The sequence below is a fragment of the Streptomyces sp. NPDC004111 genome, assembly GCF_042874215.1.
In the GTDB taxonomy this organism is placed as follows: domain Bacteria; phylum Actinomycetota; class Actinomycetes; order Streptomycetales; family Streptomycetaceae; genus Streptomyces.
In genome coordinates this window covers 140,094-156,675 of sequence record NZ_JBIAMU010000022.1, presented here as the reverse complement: position 1 = coordinate 156,675, position 16,582 = coordinate 140,094, and the positions used below count along the sequence as shown (strand labels likewise).

At 73.4% G+C, this 16,582-nt stretch carries 12 protein-coding genes and 2 tRNA genes; 10 read left to right on the top strand and 4 right to left on the bottom strand.

What is annotated here, in order from left to right; translation table 11 throughout:
• Positions 1-258 precede the first annotated feature (258 nt).
• From ACFYVL_RS35560 to ACFYVL_RS35525, 8 genes are all read left to right on the top strand, one after another.
• Positions 259-1,431 carry an acyl-CoA dehydrogenase family protein gene (locus ACFYVL_RS35560; RefSeq protein ID WP_389252420.1) on the top strand — a complete coding sequence of 391 codons (1,173 nt, stop codon included), beginning with the start codon at positions 259-261 and terminating at the stop codon, positions 1,429-1,431.
• Entirely contained in the window at positions 1,428-2,507 is a 1,080-nt protein-coding gene (locus ACFYVL_RS35555) for a bifunctional MaoC family dehydratase N-terminal/OB-fold nucleic acid binding domain-containing protein (RefSeq protein ID WP_389252418.1), read from the top strand. Before ACFYVL_RS35560 ends, ACFYVL_RS35555 begins: the two co-directional genes overlap by 4 nt.
• Positions 2,508-2,514: 7 nt before the next feature.
• A complete protein-coding gene (locus tag ACFYVL_RS35550; RefSeq protein WP_389252416.1) occupies positions 2,515-3,609 on the top strand; it encodes an acyl-CoA dehydrogenase family protein in 1,095 nt (364 codons plus the stop codon).
• Complete coding sequence (locus ACFYVL_RS35545) at positions 3,606-4,007, top strand: MaoC family dehydratase (protein WP_389252414.1); 402 nt, start codon at positions 3,606-3,608, stop codon at positions 4,005-4,007. The genes ACFYVL_RS35550 and ACFYVL_RS35545 overlap by 4 nt, the downstream gene beginning before the upstream one ends.
• On the top strand, positions 4,004-5,170 hold the full coding sequence (locus ACFYVL_RS35540; protein WP_389252412.1) for a lipid-transfer protein: 1,167 nt from the start codon (positions 4,004-4,006) through the stop codon (positions 5,168-5,170). Before ACFYVL_RS35545 ends, ACFYVL_RS35540 begins: the two co-directional genes overlap by 4 nt.
• 53 nt (positions 5,171-5,223) lie before the next feature.
• Positions 5,224-6,120: a DUF1906 domain-containing protein gene (locus tag ACFYVL_RS35535; RefSeq protein ID WP_389252411.1), complete on the top strand. Its 897-nt coding sequence runs from the start codon at positions 5,224-5,226 to the stop codon at positions 6,118-6,120.
• A 162-nt stretch (positions 6,121-6,282) separates the two neighbouring features.
• Entirely contained in the window at positions 6,283-6,864 is a 582-nt protein-coding gene (locus ACFYVL_RS35530) for a SigE family RNA polymerase sigma factor (protein ID WP_389252409.1), read from the top strand.
• A 138-nt stretch (positions 6,865-7,002) separates the two neighbouring features.
• Positions 7,003-8,649, top strand: a complete 1,647-nt coding sequence (locus tag ACFYVL_RS35525; protein WP_389252407.1) for a long-chain fatty acid--CoA ligase — start codon at positions 7,003-7,005, stop codon at positions 8,647-8,649.
• Positions 8,650-8,806: 157 nt separating this feature from the next.
• Here the strand turns inward: ACFYVL_RS35525 and ACFYVL_RS35520 are convergent, their stop codons facing one another.
• Positions 8,807-13,015 carry a PAS domain-containing protein gene (locus ACFYVL_RS35520; protein WP_389252405.1) on the bottom strand — a complete coding sequence of 1,403 codons (4,209 nt, stop codon included), beginning with the start codon at positions 13,013-13,015 and terminating at the stop codon, positions 8,807-8,809.
• 490 nt (positions 13,016-13,505) lie between these two features.
• On the opposite strand from ACFYVL_RS35520, the gene ACFYVL_RS35515 reads away from it, so the two are divergent.
• Together ACFYVL_RS35515 and ACFYVL_RS35510 are read left to right on the top strand one after the other, a co-directional pair.
• Positions 13,506-13,599 (top strand) — tRNA-Ser (locus ACFYVL_RS35515).
• A 209-nt stretch (positions 13,600-13,808) separates the two neighbouring features.
• Positions 13,809-13,881: transfer RNA gene (locus ACFYVL_RS35510), tRNA-Arg, on the top strand.
• Positions 13,882-13,954: 73 nt separating this feature from the next.
• Here ACFYVL_RS35510 and ACFYVL_RS35505 read toward each other — a convergent pair.
• The 3 genes from ACFYVL_RS35505 to ACFYVL_RS35495 are packed head-to-tail and all read right to left on the bottom strand — an operon-like array spanning position 13,955 to position 16,510.
• Complete coding sequence (locus ACFYVL_RS35505; protein WP_389252403.1) at positions 13,955-14,410, bottom strand: hypothetical protein; 456 nt, start codon at positions 14,408-14,410, stop codon at positions 13,955-13,957.
• A 25-nt stretch (positions 14,411-14,435) separates the two neighbouring features.
• On the bottom strand, positions 14,436-15,107 hold the full coding sequence (locus tag ACFYVL_RS35500) for a response regulator (RefSeq protein ID WP_389252401.1): 672 nt from the start codon (positions 15,105-15,107) through the stop codon (positions 14,436-14,438).
• On the bottom strand, positions 15,104-16,510 hold the full coding sequence (locus tag ACFYVL_RS35495) for a sensor histidine kinase (protein ID WP_389252399.1): 1,407 nt from the start codon (positions 16,508-16,510) through the stop codon (positions 15,104-15,106). The genes ACFYVL_RS35500 and ACFYVL_RS35495 overlap by 4 nt, the downstream gene beginning before the upstream one ends.
• Positions 16,511-16,582 lie beyond the last annotated feature (72 nt).

Below are 16,582 nucleotides of genomic sequence, written 5' to 3'. Positions count from 1 at the left end.
CTGCGGGGTGAACGGCTGCCTGTGCGGCGGTGCTTCGGCGCCGCCGCACAGGCATTTCCGCATGTCCGCGTCCGGGCCTCCCCCGTGTGGATTCGGTGGACCCGTGCGGGCGGGGCCGCGGCTTCTGCCGGTGACCTTGACAGGGCGACTAAATCTGACGGACAGTCAGAAACCTTGTTCCACAGGTTCGTACGTCACCCCTGTACGTCGCCCGTACGTCGCCCCGTACGACCGGGCAAACCGCCGGAGGACACCGCCGTGCACCTCGCACCGACCGGGCGCCAGCAGCGGCTGCGCACCGAACTCCGCTCGTACTTCCGTGAAGTGATGCCGGACGGCCTGCCCGAGGGCGCCGCCGACCAGCGGGCCCTGCTGCGCCGGATCGGCGGCGACGGGATGCTCGGGATCGGCTGGCCCGAGGAGTACGGGGGCCAGGGGTGCGGCCCCGACGAGCAGTTCGTCTTCTTCGACGAGGCCTACCGGGCGGGCGCCCCGGTCTCGATGGTCACGCTGAACACCGTCGGGCCGACCCTCATGAAGTACGGGACCCCGCAACAGCGGGACTTCTTCCTGCCGCGCATCCTGCGCGGCGAACTCGTCTTCGCCATCGGGTACAGCGAGCCGTCCGCGGGCACCGACCTGGCCTCGCTGCGGACACGGGCGGTGCGCACGGAGAGTGAGGAGGGCGACGACGAGTGGCGGATCGACGGACAGAAGATCTTCACCAGCAACGCCCAGAACGCGGACTGGATCTGGCTGGCCTGCCGGACGGACACCGAGGCCCCGAAGCACCGGGGAATATCGATCCTGCTGGTGCCGACCGAAGCCCCCGGCTTCTCCTGGACGCCGATCGTGACCGTGGGCGGGCTGACCACCACGGCCACGTACTACGACGGGATCCGGGTGCCGGCCGGGAACCTGGTGGGCGAGGAGAACGAAGGCTGGGGGCTGATCACCAACCAGCTCAACCACGAGCGCGTCGCGCTCGCCGCGATCGGGATGCAGGCCGAGGACGCCTTCGCGCAGGCGCTCGACCATGCCCGGACCGTGGACCCGGCGACCGGTGAAAGGCCTGGTGACAGGCCCTGGGTCCGGGCCCGGCTGGCGGAGGCGCACGCGCGGCTCGCGGCGGTGCGGCTGCTGAACTGGCGCCTCGTGGGGGACGTGGGGGCGGGCACGCTGGCGCCGGGCGACGCGAGCGGCGTGAAGTTCGTCGGCACCGAGAGCGCGGTCGCGGTCTACCAGCTGTGCCAGGAGGTGGTCGGCGACGCGGCGCTGGTGCGGGCCGGTTCGCCCGGGGTGTTCGGGGACGGCGAGCTGGAGCGGATGAACCGGGCCGCGCAGATCAACACCTTCGGGGGCGGGGTGAGCGAGGTGCAGCGGGAGATCGTCGCGACGATGCGGCTCGGGATGCGGAGGGTCAAGCGGTGACGGAAAAACTGGTCACGGAAAGTGACGGGATCGGGGAACCGGGTGACTTCCTCGCCCGTTTGAAGGAGTACGAGGGGCTGGCGGCGGCCACCTCGGCAGTGGGCAAGGACCTGGTCAACGAACCGATGATCAGGCACTGGTGCGAAGCGATGGGAGACACCAGTCCGGCATACGAAGGGCCGGACGCGATAGCTCCGCCGACCATGCTCCAGGCCTGGACGATGGGCGGACTGTCCGGGCACGGGTCGGGGGCGGGCCGCACGTCCGCGTACGACGAACTGTTCGCGCTGCTCGACGGCGCGGGGTGCACCTCGGTGGTCGCCACCGACTGCGAGCAGGAGTACGTACGGGACTTGAGGCCGGGGGACCGGATCACCTTCGACGCGGTGATCGAGTCGGTCTCGGAGCGCAAGACGACCAAGCTGGGCGCGGGGCACTTCGTCACCACGCGGATGGATGTGTACGCGGACGGGAAGCCGGCGGGGACGCACCGCTTCCGCATCCTCAAGTACGCACCGCGCGCGAAAGGCGGCGGAGCGCGGGACCGCCCGGCGGAGCAGGGCGCGGCACGGGGCGGCCGGGCCACGGGAACAACTCAACAGGGCGACGCGAACGGGGCGCCTGCTCCGCTGCGGCCCCGGCCGGTGGTCAACCGGGACAACGCGGGCTTCTGGGAGGGGGTCGCGGCACACCGGCTGCTGATCCAGCGGTGCACGGCCAAGGAGTGCGGAGTGCTCCGGTTCCCCTGGCTGCCCGGGTGCAACGCGTGCGGTTCGGCGGACTGGGACACGGTCGAGGCGAGCGGCGAGGGGACCGTCTTCTCCTACGTGGTGATGCACCATCCGGCGTTCCCCGCCTTCTCCCCGCCGTACGCGGTGGGACTGATCGAGCTCGCGGAGGGCGTGCGGATGCTCAGCAACGTGGTCGGGGTGGGGCACGACGAGGTGCGGATCGGGATGCGGGTGCGGGCGGAGTTCCAGCGGTTCGACGCGGAATTGGAACTGCCGGTGTTCCGGCCGGCGGCCGGCCGGGGCGATGGGGCAGCGGCCGGGGCACGTGCCGAGGGTGAGGGGTGAGGGCGGCATGGACTTCACTCCGAGCGAGGAGCAGCGGGCCGCGCGGGACCTGGCGGCGGAGATCTTCGGCGATCTTTCGACGCACGAGCGGCTGACGGCGGCCGGGACGGGCACGGATGCCGAGCTGTGGAAGCGGCTCGGCGGGGCGGGACTCCTCGAAGCCGTCGAGGAGGTCGGTCTGCTCGGGCTCGTCCTGCTGCTGGAGGAGCAGGGGCGGACCACCGCGCAGATCCCCCTCGCGGCCACGGGCGTGTACGGACTGCTCGCGGTGGGCGCGTACGGGAGCGAGCGGCAGCGGGATTCGCTGCTTCCCGGGCTGCGAAACGGCTCCGTGGTGGCCGTGGGTGCGTTTTCGGCCACCGGGGCGAGCCCGGTTCGGGCGCAGGACGCGGCCGGGTCGGACGTGTGTGCGCTGTCCGGGGCGGTTCCGGTTGTGCCGTGGCTGCGGGACGCCACCCATGTGGTGGTGCCGGACGCGGACCGGGCGCTGTGGCTGGTGCGTACGGAGGACGCCGGGGCCGGTGTGGAGCCGGTCGAGACGACCGCGCCCTGGGCGGCCGGGCGGCTGGTGCTCAGCGGTGCGCGGGGCGAGCGGCTGGGCGGGCCCGGCCCTGCGGCGTACGAACGGATCCGGGCGGCGGCGCGGATCGCCTTCGCCGGGCTCCAGGCCGGGGTGTGCGCCGGGTCGGTGGCACGGGCCGCGCGCTACACCTCGGAGCGCGAGCAGTTCGGACGGCCGCTGTCGACGAAGCAGGGGGTCCAGTTGCGGGCGGCGGAGGCGCACATGGACACGGAGTCGATCCGGGTCACCGCGTACGAGGCGGCCTGGCGGTACGACGAGGGCCTCGCCTGCGGGACGCACGCGCTGACCGCCGCCTGGTGGGCATCGGAGGCGGGCCGGCGGGTGGTGCACACCGGGCAGCACCTGCACGGCGGCATGGGGGCCGACCTGGAGCATCCGGTGCACCGGCACTTCCTGTGGGGGCGGCAGATCGACGCGTATCTGGGCGGGTCGGGACAGGCGGGCGAGGAGTTGGGGGAGCTGCTGATGGCGGAGGGACTCGTGGCCGGGGAACCCGTGGCGGAGGGGAGCGAGGGATGAGGGCCGGTGAGGAACTGCCGCCGCTGGAGATAGCGGTGACCCGCACCCTGATCGTGGCCGGGGCGGTCGCCTCCCGCGACTACCAGGACGTGCACCACGATGTGGAGGCCGCGCGGGAGAAGGGCTCGCCGGACATCTTCATGAACATCCTGACGACCAACGGCCTGGTCGGGAGGTACGTCACCGACAGCCTCGGCCCCGGTGCCCGACTGCGGGCGGTACGGATCAGGCTCGGCGCGCCCAACTATCCGGGCGACACGATGGTGTTGCGCGGCACGGTCGAGGAGGTCGACGGGGCGGCGGGCACCGCGCGGATCCGGATCGTCGGGGCCAACGGCATCGGCAACCACGTCACCGGCACGGTGCGGGTCGCCTTCCGGGAAGAGGAGCCGGTATGAGCGTGCGCAGGGCGGACACCCTCGGCGGGAAGGCCGCCGTCGCGGGGATCGGGGCCACCGAGTTCTCCAAGGACTCCGGGCGCAGCGAGCTGAAGCTGGCGGTGGAGGCGGTGCACGCCGCGCTGGACGACGCCGGGCTCACCCCCGCGGACGTCGACGGCATGGTCACCTTCACCATGGACACCAGCCCGGAGATCACCGTCGCCCAGGCGGCCGGGATCGGCGAGCTGTCCTTCTTCTCCCGCGTCCACTACGGCGGCGGTGCGGCCTGCGCGACCGTGCAGCAGGCGGCGCTGGCGGTGGCGTCCGGGGTGGCCGAAGTGGTGGTCTGCTACCGGGCGTTCAACGAGCGCTCCGGGCGCAGGTTCGGTTCCGGGGTGCAGCGGCGGGAGCCCTCGGCGGAGGGGGCGGCGCTCGGCTGGGCACTGCCGTTCGGGCTGCTGACCCCGGCGTCCTGGGTGGCGATGGCGGCGCAGCGCTATCTGCACACGTACGGGCTGACCCCGGAGGCGTTCGGGCACGTCGCGGTGACCGACCGGCGGCACGCGGCGCGCAATCCGGCGGCGTACTTCTACCAGAAGCCGATCACGCTGGCCGAGCACGCCGCTTCGCGGTGGATCGTGGAGCCGTTGCGGCTGCTCGACTGCTGCCAGGAGACCGACGGCGGGCAGGCGGTCGTGGTGACGACGGCCGAGCGGGCCCGGGACCTCGCGCAGCCGCCCGCGGTGATCGTGGCCGCGGCGCAGGGCGCCGGGCGCGGCCAGGAGCAGATGACGAGCTTCTACCGCGACGACCTCACCGGGCTTCCCGAAATGGGAGTGGTGGCGCGGCAGTTGTGGCGTACGTCGGGCCTTACGCCCGCCGGGATCGACGTGGGGATCCTCTACGACCACTTCACTCCGTTCGTGCTGATGCAGTTGGAGGAGTTCGGGTTCTGCGGGCCGGGCGAGGCGGCGGACTTCGTGGCGTCCGACGCGCTGCCGCTCAACACGCACGGCGGTCAGCTCGGCGAGGCGTACCTGCACGGGATGAACGGGATCGCGGAGGCGGTCCGGCAGATCCGCGGCACGTCGGTGAACCAGGTTCCGGGTGTGGAACGGACGTTGGTGACGGCGGGCACCGGAGTTCCCACATCCGGGTTGATCCTGGGCACCGATTGCTGACCGGCCCGGCGTGCGTCGTGGACTCGGCTGCGGGATGACCGTTAGCTCAGCGTATGTACCGAATCAGACTTTCTGCGTACGTACGAAAATGGTCACCCGGCCGGGGCCTGCTGCTCGCGGGGGTGCTGGCCGTCGTGTTCAGCACGCTGGTGCTGCCTGCCGACGCCAGGGCGGGCGACACCCGGCCCACGACGTCCCCGGGGGCCGAGTCCGCCGGACCCGCCAAGCCCGTCCACTTCAACGGCTGGGCCTTCGACACCTGTGAAGCCCCCTCGCTGGCCACCATGAAGGCCTGGCGCCGCGCCTCCGCGTACCGCGCCGTCGGCATCTACTTCGGCGGCCGGGGCCGCGGCTGCCCGCGCCAGGAGAACCTCAACAAGCAGTGGATCAAGTCGGTCGACCGGATGGGCTGGTTCCTGCTCCCTGTGTACGTCGGCTCCCAGTCGCCGTGCGTGTGGGAGGGCCACAAGCGCCCCTATGCCATCGGGGCCGACCCCTGGCGGCAGGGCACCGCCGAGGGGCGCGACGCGGTACGGCGGGCCAAGTGGCACGGGATGATCCCCGGCAGCACCCTCTACCTCGACATGGAGTCCTACGACCTGCGCGACAAGCCCTGCGCCAAGCGCACCCTGACCTTCGTACAGGCCTGGAACCGGGAACTGAGGCGCCACCAGTACTTCCCCGGCTACTACAGCAGTTCCTCCTCGGGCGTGCGCCACATGGAATGGGCGCGGCAGGTGCGGGCAGGCGACCTGCCGGCCGTCATCTGGTTCGCGCGCTGGGGCAGCAAGCCCTCCGTGCACCACGAGCCGGCGCTGCACCGCGCCGCCTGGACGCCGCACCGCCGCATCCACCAGTACGCCGGCAACGTGCGCGAGAGCCACGGCGGGCACCTCCTGAACATCGACTGCAACCGGGTCGACGCACTGGTGGCCCGCACCTGGGGCTGAGCCGTCCCGCCCGGCTCCCCCGATGCCCCGACCCTGATACCCCCCGGGCCCCCCTCCACCTTCAGGAGGTGGGGCCTGCCCCACCTCTACAACCTGAGGCGGACATGCCTTCGGGACCTGGGGCCGATCCCCGGGACCATCGCCGCTTCTAGCGTGGAACACATGACCACGCCTGTCTGCACCAGCGCATCCAAGGCCGCCACCGGGCACGCCGGGCACGCCGCCTCCTTCACCGGATACCCGTCGTTCTCCAGCTACGTCCGGGCCCGTGGGCCGGTCCTGCTGCGCACCGCGCGCTCGCTGACCGCGAACCCGTCCGACGCCGAGGACCTGCTGCAGACCGCGCTGACCAAGACCTATGTCGCCTGGGAGCGCATCGAGGACCACCGCGCCCTGGACGGCTATGTGCGCCGGGCGCTGCTCAACACGCGCACCTCGCAGTGGCGCAAGCGCAAGGTCGACGAGTTCGCCTGCGAGGACCTGCCCGAGCCGAGCATCCCCGGCTCCACCGCACCGCCCGCCGCGGACCCCGCCGATCAGCAGGTGCTGCACGACGCGATGTGGCGGGCGATCATGAAGCTCCCCGAGAGGCAGCGCGCGATGGTCGTCCTCAGGTACTACGAGGACCTGAGCGAGGTGCAGACCGCCGAGGTGCTCGGCGTCTCCGTCGGCACGGTCAAGAGCGCGGTCTCCCGTGCGCTGGGCAAGCTCCGCGAGGACCCGGAGCTGACGCCGGCCCGCTGACCGGGCACCTTTCCCCTCCTTTTGGTTACCCCCAGGTAGTGACATACCGCCGGGTACGTGCGCAGAATCGGCGAGACACGCACGGGCGAGCGAAGCCCAGTGCTACGTGCCATTTCGCGCGCCCACCGGGAGGACGCCGTGCTCAGCACCATGCAGGACGTACCGCTGACCGTGACCCGCATCCTGAAGCACGGGATGACCATCCACGGGAAGTCACAGGTCACGACATGGACCGGTGAGGCCGAACCGCAGCGCCGCAGCTTCGCCGAGGTCGGCGCGCGCGCCGTGCGCCTCGCCAACGCCCTGCGCGACGAACTGGGCGTCGTCGGCGACCAGCGGGTCGCGACCCTCATGTGGAACAACAGCGAGCACGTCGAGGCGTACTTCGCGATCCCCTCCATGGGCGCGGTCCTGCACACCCTCAACCTGCGGCTGCCCCCCGAACAGCTGATCTGGATCGTCAACCACGCCGCCGACCGCGTGGTCATCGCCAACGGCTCTCTGCTCCCGCTGCTCGCCCCGCTCCTGCCGCACCTGCCGACCATCGAGCACGTCGTCGTGGCCGGCCCCGGCGACCGCTCCCTCCTCGACGGCTGCACTCCGCAGGTCCACGAGTACGAGGAGCTGATCGCGGACCGCCCGACCACCTTCGACTGGCCGGACATCGACGAGCGCAGCGCCGCCGCCCTCTGCTACACCTCGGGCACCACCGGCGACCCCAAGGGCGTCGCCTACTCCCACCGCTCGATCTACCTGCACTCCCTGCAGGTCAACATGGCCGAGTCGATGGGGCTCACCGACCAGGACACCACCCTCGTCGTGGTCCCGCAGTTCCACGTGAACGCCTGGGGCCTGCCGCACGCCACCTTCATGACCGGCATCAACATGCTGATGCCGGACCGCTTCCTGCAGCCCGCCCCGCTCGCCGAGATGATCGAGCGCGAGCGCCCCACGCACGCCGCCGCCGTCCCCACCATCTGGCAGGGACTGCTCGCCGAGGTCACCGCCAACCCGCGCGACCTCAGCTCGATGCGCCAGGTCACCATCGGCGGCGCCGCCTGCCCGCCGGCGCTCATGGAGGCGTACGACCGGCTGGGCGTACGGCTGTGCCATGCGTGGGGCATGACCGAGACGTCGCCGCTGGGCACCATGGCGCACCCGCCGGCCGGACTCGACGCCGAGCAGGAGTGGCCCTACCGCGTCACCCAGGGCCGGTTCCCCGCCAGCGTCGAGCCCCGGCTGGTCGGGCCGACCGGCGAGGTGCTGCCGTGGGACGGCGAGTCGGCCGGTGAACTGGAGGTGCGCGGCCCCTGGATCGGCGGCGCGTACTACGGCGGCGCGGGCGGCGAGGACTTCCGCCCCGACGACAAGTTCAGCGAGGACGGCTGGCTGAAGACCGGCGACGTTGGCGTGATCAGCGCGGACGGCTACCTCACCCTCACCGACCGGGCCAAGGACGTCATCAAGTCCGGCGGAGAGTGGATCTCCAGCGTCGACCTGGAGAACGCCCTGATGGCACACCCGGAGGTCGCTGAGGCCGCCGTCGTCGCCGTCCCGGACACCCGGTGGGGCGAGCGCCCGCTGGCCACCGTCGTGCTCAAGGAGGGCGCCACGGCCACCTACGCCGACCTGCGCGACTTCCTGGCCGGATCGGTGGCCAAGTGGCAGCTGCCGGAGCGCTGGGCGCTGGTGCCCGCCGTGCCGAAGACGAGCGTCGGCAAGTTCGACAAGAAGGTGATCCGCAAGAACTACGCGGACGGAGAGCTGGACGTCACGGAGCTGTAGGGGCCCTACGGGCTGCGGCGGGGGCGGCGGTGACCGCCCCCGTGAGGAAGGCGGGCGGGGTGTGTTTCACGTGAAACACACCCCGCCCGCCTTCCTCGCTCCACCCACGTCACGTGACGGGCCCGCCCGTTTCACGTGAAACATCCACGCCCGTGCGTCAGTTGGTGCCGATCTTCGCCAGCAGGTCGACGATCCGCCCCTGCACCTCGGCGCTCGTGGAGCGCTCCGCGAGGAAGAGGACCGTCTCGCCCGAGGAGAGCTTCGGGAGCTGGGACTGGTCCAGCCCTGCGGACGTGTAGACGACCAGCGGGGTCCTGTTCAGCTGACCGTTCGCCCGCAGCCAGTCGACGATGCCCGCCCTCCGGCGGCGTACCAGCATGAGGTCCATGACCACCAGGTTCGGCCGCATCTGACCGGCGAGCGCCACCGCCTCGTTGTCGTCGGCGGCCCGCACGACCTGCATGCCGCGACGCTCCAGCGTGGCGTTGAGCGCGAGCGCGATCTCCTCGTGCTCCTCGATCAGCAGCACCCTCGGCGGGTGCTGCTCGCTGTCCCGGGGAGCGAGCGCCTTCAGGAGCACGGCCGGGTCGGCGCCGTACGCCGCCTCCCGGGTCGCCTGGCCAAGACCGGCCGTGACCAGCACCGGCACCTCGGCCGCCACGGCGGCCTGCCGCAGCGACTGGAGCGCGGTACGGGTGATCGGCCCGGTCAGCGGATCGACGAACAACGCGGCGGGGAACGCCGCGATCTGCGCGTCCACCTCCTCGCGGGAGTGCACGATCACCGGCCGGTAGCCGCGGTCGCTGAGCGCCTGCTCCGTTGACACGTCCGGCGCGGGCCACACCAGCAGCCGCCGCGGGTTGTCCAGCGGCTCCGGGGGCAGCTCGTCGTCGACGGGCTGCGGTACGGGCCGGTTGGCGACCTCGACGGCGCCGTTCGGGCCGTCCAGCGGCTCAGGACCCTCGCTGCCCTCGTCCGGGGCGTCTATGGCGTACGCACGCCCCTCGGACGGCGTCGAGATGAGCTGCTGGTGCGGCAGCTGCACCGCTGCCGGACCGGAGGCCGGCGCGTCCTGCGCCGCTTCGGCCGCACCCGGCTGAGGAGTGCCGTGCGGATGCGGACGGGCGGCCGGTTCGGCCGGCCCCAGCGCGGCTGCCCCCGGACGCTCCTCCTCCGAGGGGGTCGCCAGCTTGCGGCGCCGCCCGGAGCCCAGCGACTGGTTCTGCTGCTGCGTGAGGTGCTGGGCGAAGGGCATCCCCTGGCCGAGCGTCCGCACGCTGAAGGCACGGCCCTGGGTCGAGTGCGTGGCCTCGGCGGGCAGCGGGAGGGGCTGCGCCTGGGCGCGCGACGCCTGCGGCAGGGGCGCCGGGTTCGCCACCTGGGCGGAGGGCGTGGGCCAGCCGTTGTGCGCCGCGCCGCCCGGCGCCTGCTGCTCACCGGGGGCCTCCGTCACATGGCCGGGGGCGCGGTCCGCGTCGGCGGGAGGCAGCGCGAACGGGCTGCGCGCGCTCTCGGCCTCGGCCGCCGGAGCGGTGGCCAGCGCCCGCCGCGCCCGCCTGCCGCCCGAAGAGCCCTGGGCCTGCCCCTGACCGCGCTGCTGGGCGGCCCCCGCGGAGGCGAGGACCTGTCCGTGCCCGGAGGTGTCGTCCTCGGCCAGCCCGGCGTCGGGCAGCCCCGGGTTCACGGGTCCGGGCCCGGGTCCCATGGGCTGGGCGGCGGGCAGTGCGCCCGTTCCGCCGGAGCCCGGACCGTGCCCGGTGGCAGGGGCGGGGACGGGGCGGTGACCGGCGTTCGGGCCGGTGCCATGGCTGCTGCCGTGGTCGGTGCCGTGGCCGGTGCCCGGACCTTCCTGGGCGGTGCGGTCGGTGCCGGTGCCCGCGGCGCCGTCTGTGCCGGGAGCGGCCTCCGGCGGAGCCGTCGGCGCCTGGTCCGGGGTGCCGGCCGGGGGCAGCGCGGGCATCGGGCTGCCCGCCCGCCGGGCACGGCGGCCCGTCGGCGCCTGCTCGGTGCCCTGGCCCGCGAGCCCCTGCGGCGGAACGCTCTGCGGCAGCTCCTGCGCGATCCCCTGCGGCGGCACGGTGCCGGAGAGCCCTGCCCGTCCGGGCGCGCTCTCGCCGGCCGCCACCACGGCCCCCTCGGCCGGACCGCCGGACCGCTCGGCGGTCCCTTCCGCCGAACGCGCGGGAGCGGGCAGCGCCAGGGCCTGTCCGCCCGCGGAGCCGCCCGTGCCGGAAGCCCCGTCACCCTGCCCGTAGGCCCCGGCCGCACCGGCACCCACCGGTGCACCGGCGCCCGGGGCACCCGGACCGGCACCCGCGGGCACATCGGCGCCGGGCTCCTCGGCCGGGCTCGGCCGACCGCGCCGGCGGCCGGTTCCGCCCGCGCCGCCGACACCCTCGCCGGTGCCCTGCGCCGGAATCAGTTCCTGCTGCTCGTCGGAGGGGCCGCGCCGGGCCCGCCGCCGGCCGCTCGGCGCGCTCTGCGCGGCACCGGCAGCCAGGGCCTCCTCGCCGGGACCGGCGCCGGCCGGGCCGTTCCCCTCGCCGCCCGGCTCCAGGAACGCGTCGGTGGAGGACCGCCGGGCCCGTCGCCCGCTGCCCTGCTGCGGGGGCACCGGCACGGCGTCACCACCGGCCGGAGAGGCCGCCCCAGGACCCGCGGGCGCAGCGGGACCCGCAGGACCCGAGGGAGCACCGGGCGCGGCGTCCGCCGCAGCCGCCGCCTCCGGGGCCGCCTCGGGAGCCGGGGCCGGAGCCTCGACCGCTCCCGAGCCCGCCCCCAGGGGCACCTCCAGCACATAGGCGCTACCGCTCGTCCCGGGCATGTCGTGCGTCTGGAGCACGCCGCCGTGCGCCTGCACGATGCCCCGCACGATCGGCTCGTGGACCGGGTCGCCGCCCGCGTAGGGCCCCCGCACCTCGAAGCGCACGACCTCGCCGCGCTGTGCGGCGGCCACCACGATCGTCGAGTCGACGTAGCCCCCGCCGGCCAGGGCCACCGGTGCCTTGCCCGTCGAGTCCACCCCGGCCACGTCGGCCACCAGGTGGGCCAGCGCCGTCGCCAGCCGCGCACCGTCCACCTCGGCCTCGATCGGCGGCGCGTGCACGGCGAACTGGACGCGGCCGGGCCCGATCAGCTCGACCGCACCCTCCACGGCCGCCGCGACGACCCCGTCCACCAGCACGTTCGCCTTGACCAACGGCTCCACGCCGGCCGCGAGGCGCTGGTAGCCCAGCACGTTGTCGACCAGCGTCGTCATCCGGGCGTAGCCGGCGGCCAGGTGGTGCAGCACCTGGTTGGCCTCGGGCCACAGCTGACCGGCCGGGTCGGCGGCCAGCGTCCCCAGCTCGCCGCGCAGCTCCTGCAGCGGGCCGCGCAGCGAGCCGCCGAGCACGGCGCTCAACTGGGCGTGCCGCCCGGCCAGTTCCTCGTACCGTTCCTGGCCCATCGCGACTTCGGCGTCGTACCGCTCGCGCGTTGTCGCCAGTTCCTCGGTGTGCTGGGCGGCGGTCGCGGCCACCTCCTCGGCGTGCCGGGTGACCAGTTCGTCGTAGGGGCGGCGGTCGGTGAACGTCATCACCGCGCCGACCAGCTGTTCGCCGTCGCGCACGGGTGCCGTCGTCATGTCGACCGGCACGGCCTTGCCGCTCTTCGCCCACAGCACCTGTCCGCGCACCCGGTGCTTGCGCCCGGACTTCAGGGTGTCGGCGAGCGGCGACTCCTCGTACGGGAACGGCGTCCCGTCGGCCCGCGAGTGCACGGCCAGCTCGTGCAGCGACTTGCCGCCCAGGTCGCTGGCGCGGAAGCCGAGGATCTGCGCCGCGGCCGGGTTGGCGAGCACGATGCGCCCGTCGGTGTCCGTGCCCACCACGCCCTCGGAGGCGGCCCGCAGGATCATCTCGGTCTGCCGCTGCGAACGGGCCAGCTCCGCCTCGGTGTCGACGGTGCCCGTGAGGTCCCGTACGACCAGCATGAGCAGTTCGTCCCCGGTCAGGGACGTGGCGCCGACGGGGCGGTCGGCACTGAACGCGTCCCGGCCGTCCTCCAGGTTCGCGCTGGTCACCTCGACGGGGAACTGGCTGCCGTCGGTGCGCCGCGCGGTCATCCGGGTCGGCTTGGTGCGGTTCTGCGCGGCGGCGTTGTCCGGGCGGCGCATGGAACCGGGGATCAGCTTGGAGTCGAACTCCGGCAGGAGGTCGAGCAGGCCACGCCCCACCAGGGCGGTGCCCGGGGTCTCGAAGGTCTCCAGGGCGATGGTGTTGGCGTTGACGACGGTCCCGTTGCAGTTGACGAGCAGCAGCCCGTCGGGGAGAGCGTCGAGTATCGCTGCGAGGCGAGCAGCGCCTCGGGATGGCCTGCTGCTCACGACGACGGTTCCTCCCTGATTACTGCAACTTGCCCAGTCGGTGACCCTCCGGCGACCCCAATTTTTGCCCGCGGGCCGCGCGTTGTCACTGGAAGGAGTCTAAAGGCTGGGGATACGGGCGTGACGGCGGATGAGCGTGAGGACCGGATCCGCCCGAAGTGGATCTTGCGGGAGATCCCGGACGCGCGGGAGAAGCAGGTGTGGAGGGCACGTACCCCTGGCGCATACCCGTGCCGGGCGCCGCCACTCTCCCCCGTTTTCCGCACACCCGTACCCACCCGCACCCGGCCGTCCGCCCCTCCGCCCGCGACCCCGGCCGGACCCCCGGAACGCCCCGCGGGTCCCGCCGCACGAGCGCGGGAAGTGCTTTGCCCTGCGGCCCTTCCGCCTAGTACCGTGGGGTGCGATTGGTGACACCGCGCAATGCTGTGCCATCATCTGCAACGCACCTACTCGCGATCGCGCAAGCGATGGCGTTTCGGTTCGTGCTGGAGGCGTCGCCTAGTCCGGTCTATGGCGCCGCACTGCTAATGCGGTTTGGGTCTTAAAGCCCATCGAGGGTTCAAATCCCTCCGCCTCCGCCAGCACACGGGAAGCCCCGGTCCACCAGGACCGGGGCTTCCTTCGTACCGGGACCCCGGTGCGTCACGAGGCGGGGCGGCTGTCACTCGTCCGGGTGTTTGCCCAGCTCAGGCCAGGTGTGCGCAATGGATTTCGCATGACGGCGCAGGTCATGTAATGTTCTTCTTGCAACGCCGACGGGGCGGAAAACGGCCCGGAAGCACAGCGACAAGCACTCGTAGCTTAACGGATAGAGCATCTGACTACGGATCAGAAGGTTGCAGGTTCGAATCCTGCCGAGTGCACAGAGGTGAGAGGCCCCGGACATCGCGTCCGGGGCCTCTTGCGTTGCCCGGAGGCACCGCGGGGGACGGGGGTTCAGGTTCCGGCTCGGGGGGTTGTGCGGGTGGTGGCGGTGATGAGGGCGGACGCCAGGGCGGTGGCGGTCAGGGTGCCCAGCAGGGTGATGACCACACCGACCATGAAGAGGCCGCTGGCGTCGTCGGACCAGTCGACGTAGGCGGCGACGGTGAGGCCGGCGGGGATGCCCAGTACGGAGGCGGTCAGGTGGCGCCGGGAGGCGGCCCAGTAGAGCGGGGGCAGCAGGGTCAGCAGCAGGCCGATCACCTGCCAGGCCTCGTACGGGCCGGTCGTCGAGCCGTCGGGGTGCAGGTCGCGGGTCTGGTCCCAGCCCAGCCACGCCGCCCACGCTCCGAGCGCGAACAGGGCCAGGGCGAGGGTCGGGAGCAGTGGGGGCAGCGGCTTCCGCTGGTCTTGGGGCATGGGGAAAGCCTCGCCGCCCCGGGCCGCCGGGGTGAGGGCGTACGTACTCATCTCCCCCTGAGTGCTTCCGGCAGGTTCACCCGGGCGGCGTGGGGAGGCCCGACTGCCAGGTCCAGGCGGCGATGCCGACGCGGTTGCGGGCTCCCAGCTTGGACTGGATGTTGGCGATGTGGGTCTTGGCGGTGCCGGCCGAGATGAAGAGGCGGTCGCCGATCTCGGCGTTGGTGAGGCCGTCGGCGACCAGCCGGGCTATCTCCTCCTCGCGCGGGGTCAGCGGGGAGGGCTGCCGGGGGGCGCGGACCGGTTCCGGGGCCGGTGGTGTGAGGGACCGCAGGAGGCGCACGGTGATCTGGGGGCTGATCAGGACGTCGCCGGACATCGCGGCCCGCACGCCCTCGATGAGGAGGGCCGGGCCCGAGCGCTTGAGGAGGAATCCGCAGGCGCCGTCGCGCAGCGCCGTACGGACGTAGTCGTCGTGGTCGAACGTGGTGATCACGAGGACCGGGATGGGGTCGGGCACGTCCGGGCCGGTCAGCCGGCGGGTGACCTCCAGGCCGTCCAGGCCCGGCATACGGATGTCGGCCAGCACCAGGTCGGGGCGGAGCGAGCGGGCCAGTTCGACGGCGGTGGTGCCGTCGGCGGCCTCCGCGATCACCGTCATGTCCGGCTGGGAGTCGAGGATCAGCCGGAAACCGGTGCGGATGTCGGCCTGGTCGTCGGCGAGCAGGATGCGGGTGGGAGACGTCACGGGGCGGGGGCTTCCTTCCGGGGGAGTACGGCCGTCAGACGCCAGCCGGTGGTGTCGTACGGGCCCGCGCTGAGCGTGCCGCCGAGCGCGAGGGCGTGTTCGGTGAGGGCGGGGAGGCCGTGGCCGCCGCGGGCCCGGGAGCCGGGGCGGGCCCTGCCGCTGCGGTCGTTCGTCACGGTCAGCTCGACCGCGGTGGGGGTCGGGGTGAGGACGATGTCCGCGCGGGTCGCCCGCGGTGCGTGCCGGCGCACGTTGGTGAGGGCCTCGACGACGATGCGGTACGCGGCGGCGCCCGCCTCGCGGGAGAGTGCCTGCTCGGCGTCCGGAGGGAGGTCGAGGCGGGCCCGGGTGCCGCCCGCCGCCGAGAACTCCGCCACCAGGGTGGGGAGCTGGGGGAGGCCGGGGAGCGCGTCCGTGGTGGAGGCGTCGTCGCCGTGCAGCATGGTGATGGTGCGGTCCATGGAGGCGAGGGCGTTCAGGCCGGCCCTCTCGATGCGTTCGAGGGCCAGGACCGCCTGGTGCGGATCGGCCGACGCGACGAAGCGGGCCGCCTGGGCCTGGACGACGATGCCGCTGATGTCGTGGGCCACGAAGTCGTGCAGGTCGCGGGAGAGTTGCAGCCGCTGGTCGCGCCGGGCCGTCGTCACCGCCTGCCGCCTGCGGTGCTCCTGACGGCGGGGGTACGCGCCGGAGGCCGCGGCGGCCAGCGCGGGCAGCAGCCAGAAGGCGGCCACGCCGGTGTGTTCCAGGAATGATCCTGCGACGAGCGGCAGCGGCCAGGCGCAGACCGCGAGCGCGGCGAGGGGCAGCGCCGTGTACAGCTGGCGCAGGGGTGCGTACCTGGTCGTCAGGACGATCAGGAGCAGCAGCAGCCCCGCCTCGGGGAGCTTCCACCCGGTCGTGACCTCCAGGAACGGCTGGGCGGCAGAGGTGGCGAGGGAGAGCAGCGCGCAGAGGGCGGTGGCCCGGCCCAGGCGGGGCGGGACGGGTCCGTGCGCTGCGCGGGCGGCGGGCGGGGGGCCGGACGGCCGAGGGACGACCGGTGGGGGGCCGCCTTGCTGAGGAGTGCCCGGTGGGGGGCTGTCCTGCGGAGCGCTGTGCGGTGGGGGACTGTCCGGTGGGGGGCTGCCTTGCTGACGAGTGCCCGGCGGAGGGCTGTCCTGCGGAGCGCTGTTCGGTGGGGACAGGTCCGGTGCGGGGGGCTTTGGCGCGGGGTCGGGCGGCTCCGTGCGGTCGCGCCGGGGGCGGCGGGCCGGGCGGGGCAGGGAGGGGCCGGTGCCGCGGTGGGCGGTCCTGGTGCGGGCGGTCCGGGCGTGGGCGGCGGTCCACAGGACGGTCGCGGTGGCGGCAGCCGTCGGTATGGCGCTGAGCAGCAGTCCGGGCATGCCTGTTGAGTCCCCCATGGCGATCAGCGTACGGGCGGGCGGCGGCCGGGCGCCCTCTGCCGATCGGCAGAGACGGGCCGGTTCGGGCCC

What these genes read in the sequence shown, in the direction of transcription:
- ACFYVL_RS35545 (WP_389252414.1), top strand. Translation starts at nt 3,606, where the DNA reads ATGAGGGCCGGTGAGGAACTGCCGCCGCTGGAGATAGCGGTGACCCGC.
- ACFYVL_RS35540 (WP_389252412.1), top strand. Translation starts at nt 4,004, where the DNA reads ATGAGCGTGCGCAGGGCGGACACCCTCGGCGGGAAGGCCGCCGTCGCG.
- ACFYVL_RS35495 (WP_389252399.1), bottom strand. Translation starts at nt 16,510, where the DNA reads ATGGGGGACTCAACAGGCATGCCCGGACTGCTGCTCAGCGCCATACCG.
- ACFYVL_RS35505 (WP_389252403.1), bottom strand. Translation starts at nt 14,410, where the DNA reads ATGAGTACGTACGCCCTCACCCCGGCGGCCCGGGGCGGCGAGGCTTTC.
- ACFYVL_RS35530 (WP_389252409.1), top strand. Translation starts at nt 6,283, where the DNA reads ATGACCACGCCTGTCTGCACCAGCGCATCCAAGGCCGCCACCGGGCAC.
- ACFYVL_RS35535 (WP_389252411.1), top strand. Translation starts at nt 5,224, where the DNA reads ATGTACCGAATCAGACTTTCTGCGTACGTACGAAAATGGTCACCCGGC.
- ACFYVL_RS35550 (WP_389252416.1), top strand. Translation starts at nt 2,515, where the DNA reads ATGGACTTCACTCCGAGCGAGGAGCAGCGGGCCGCGCGGGACCTGGCG.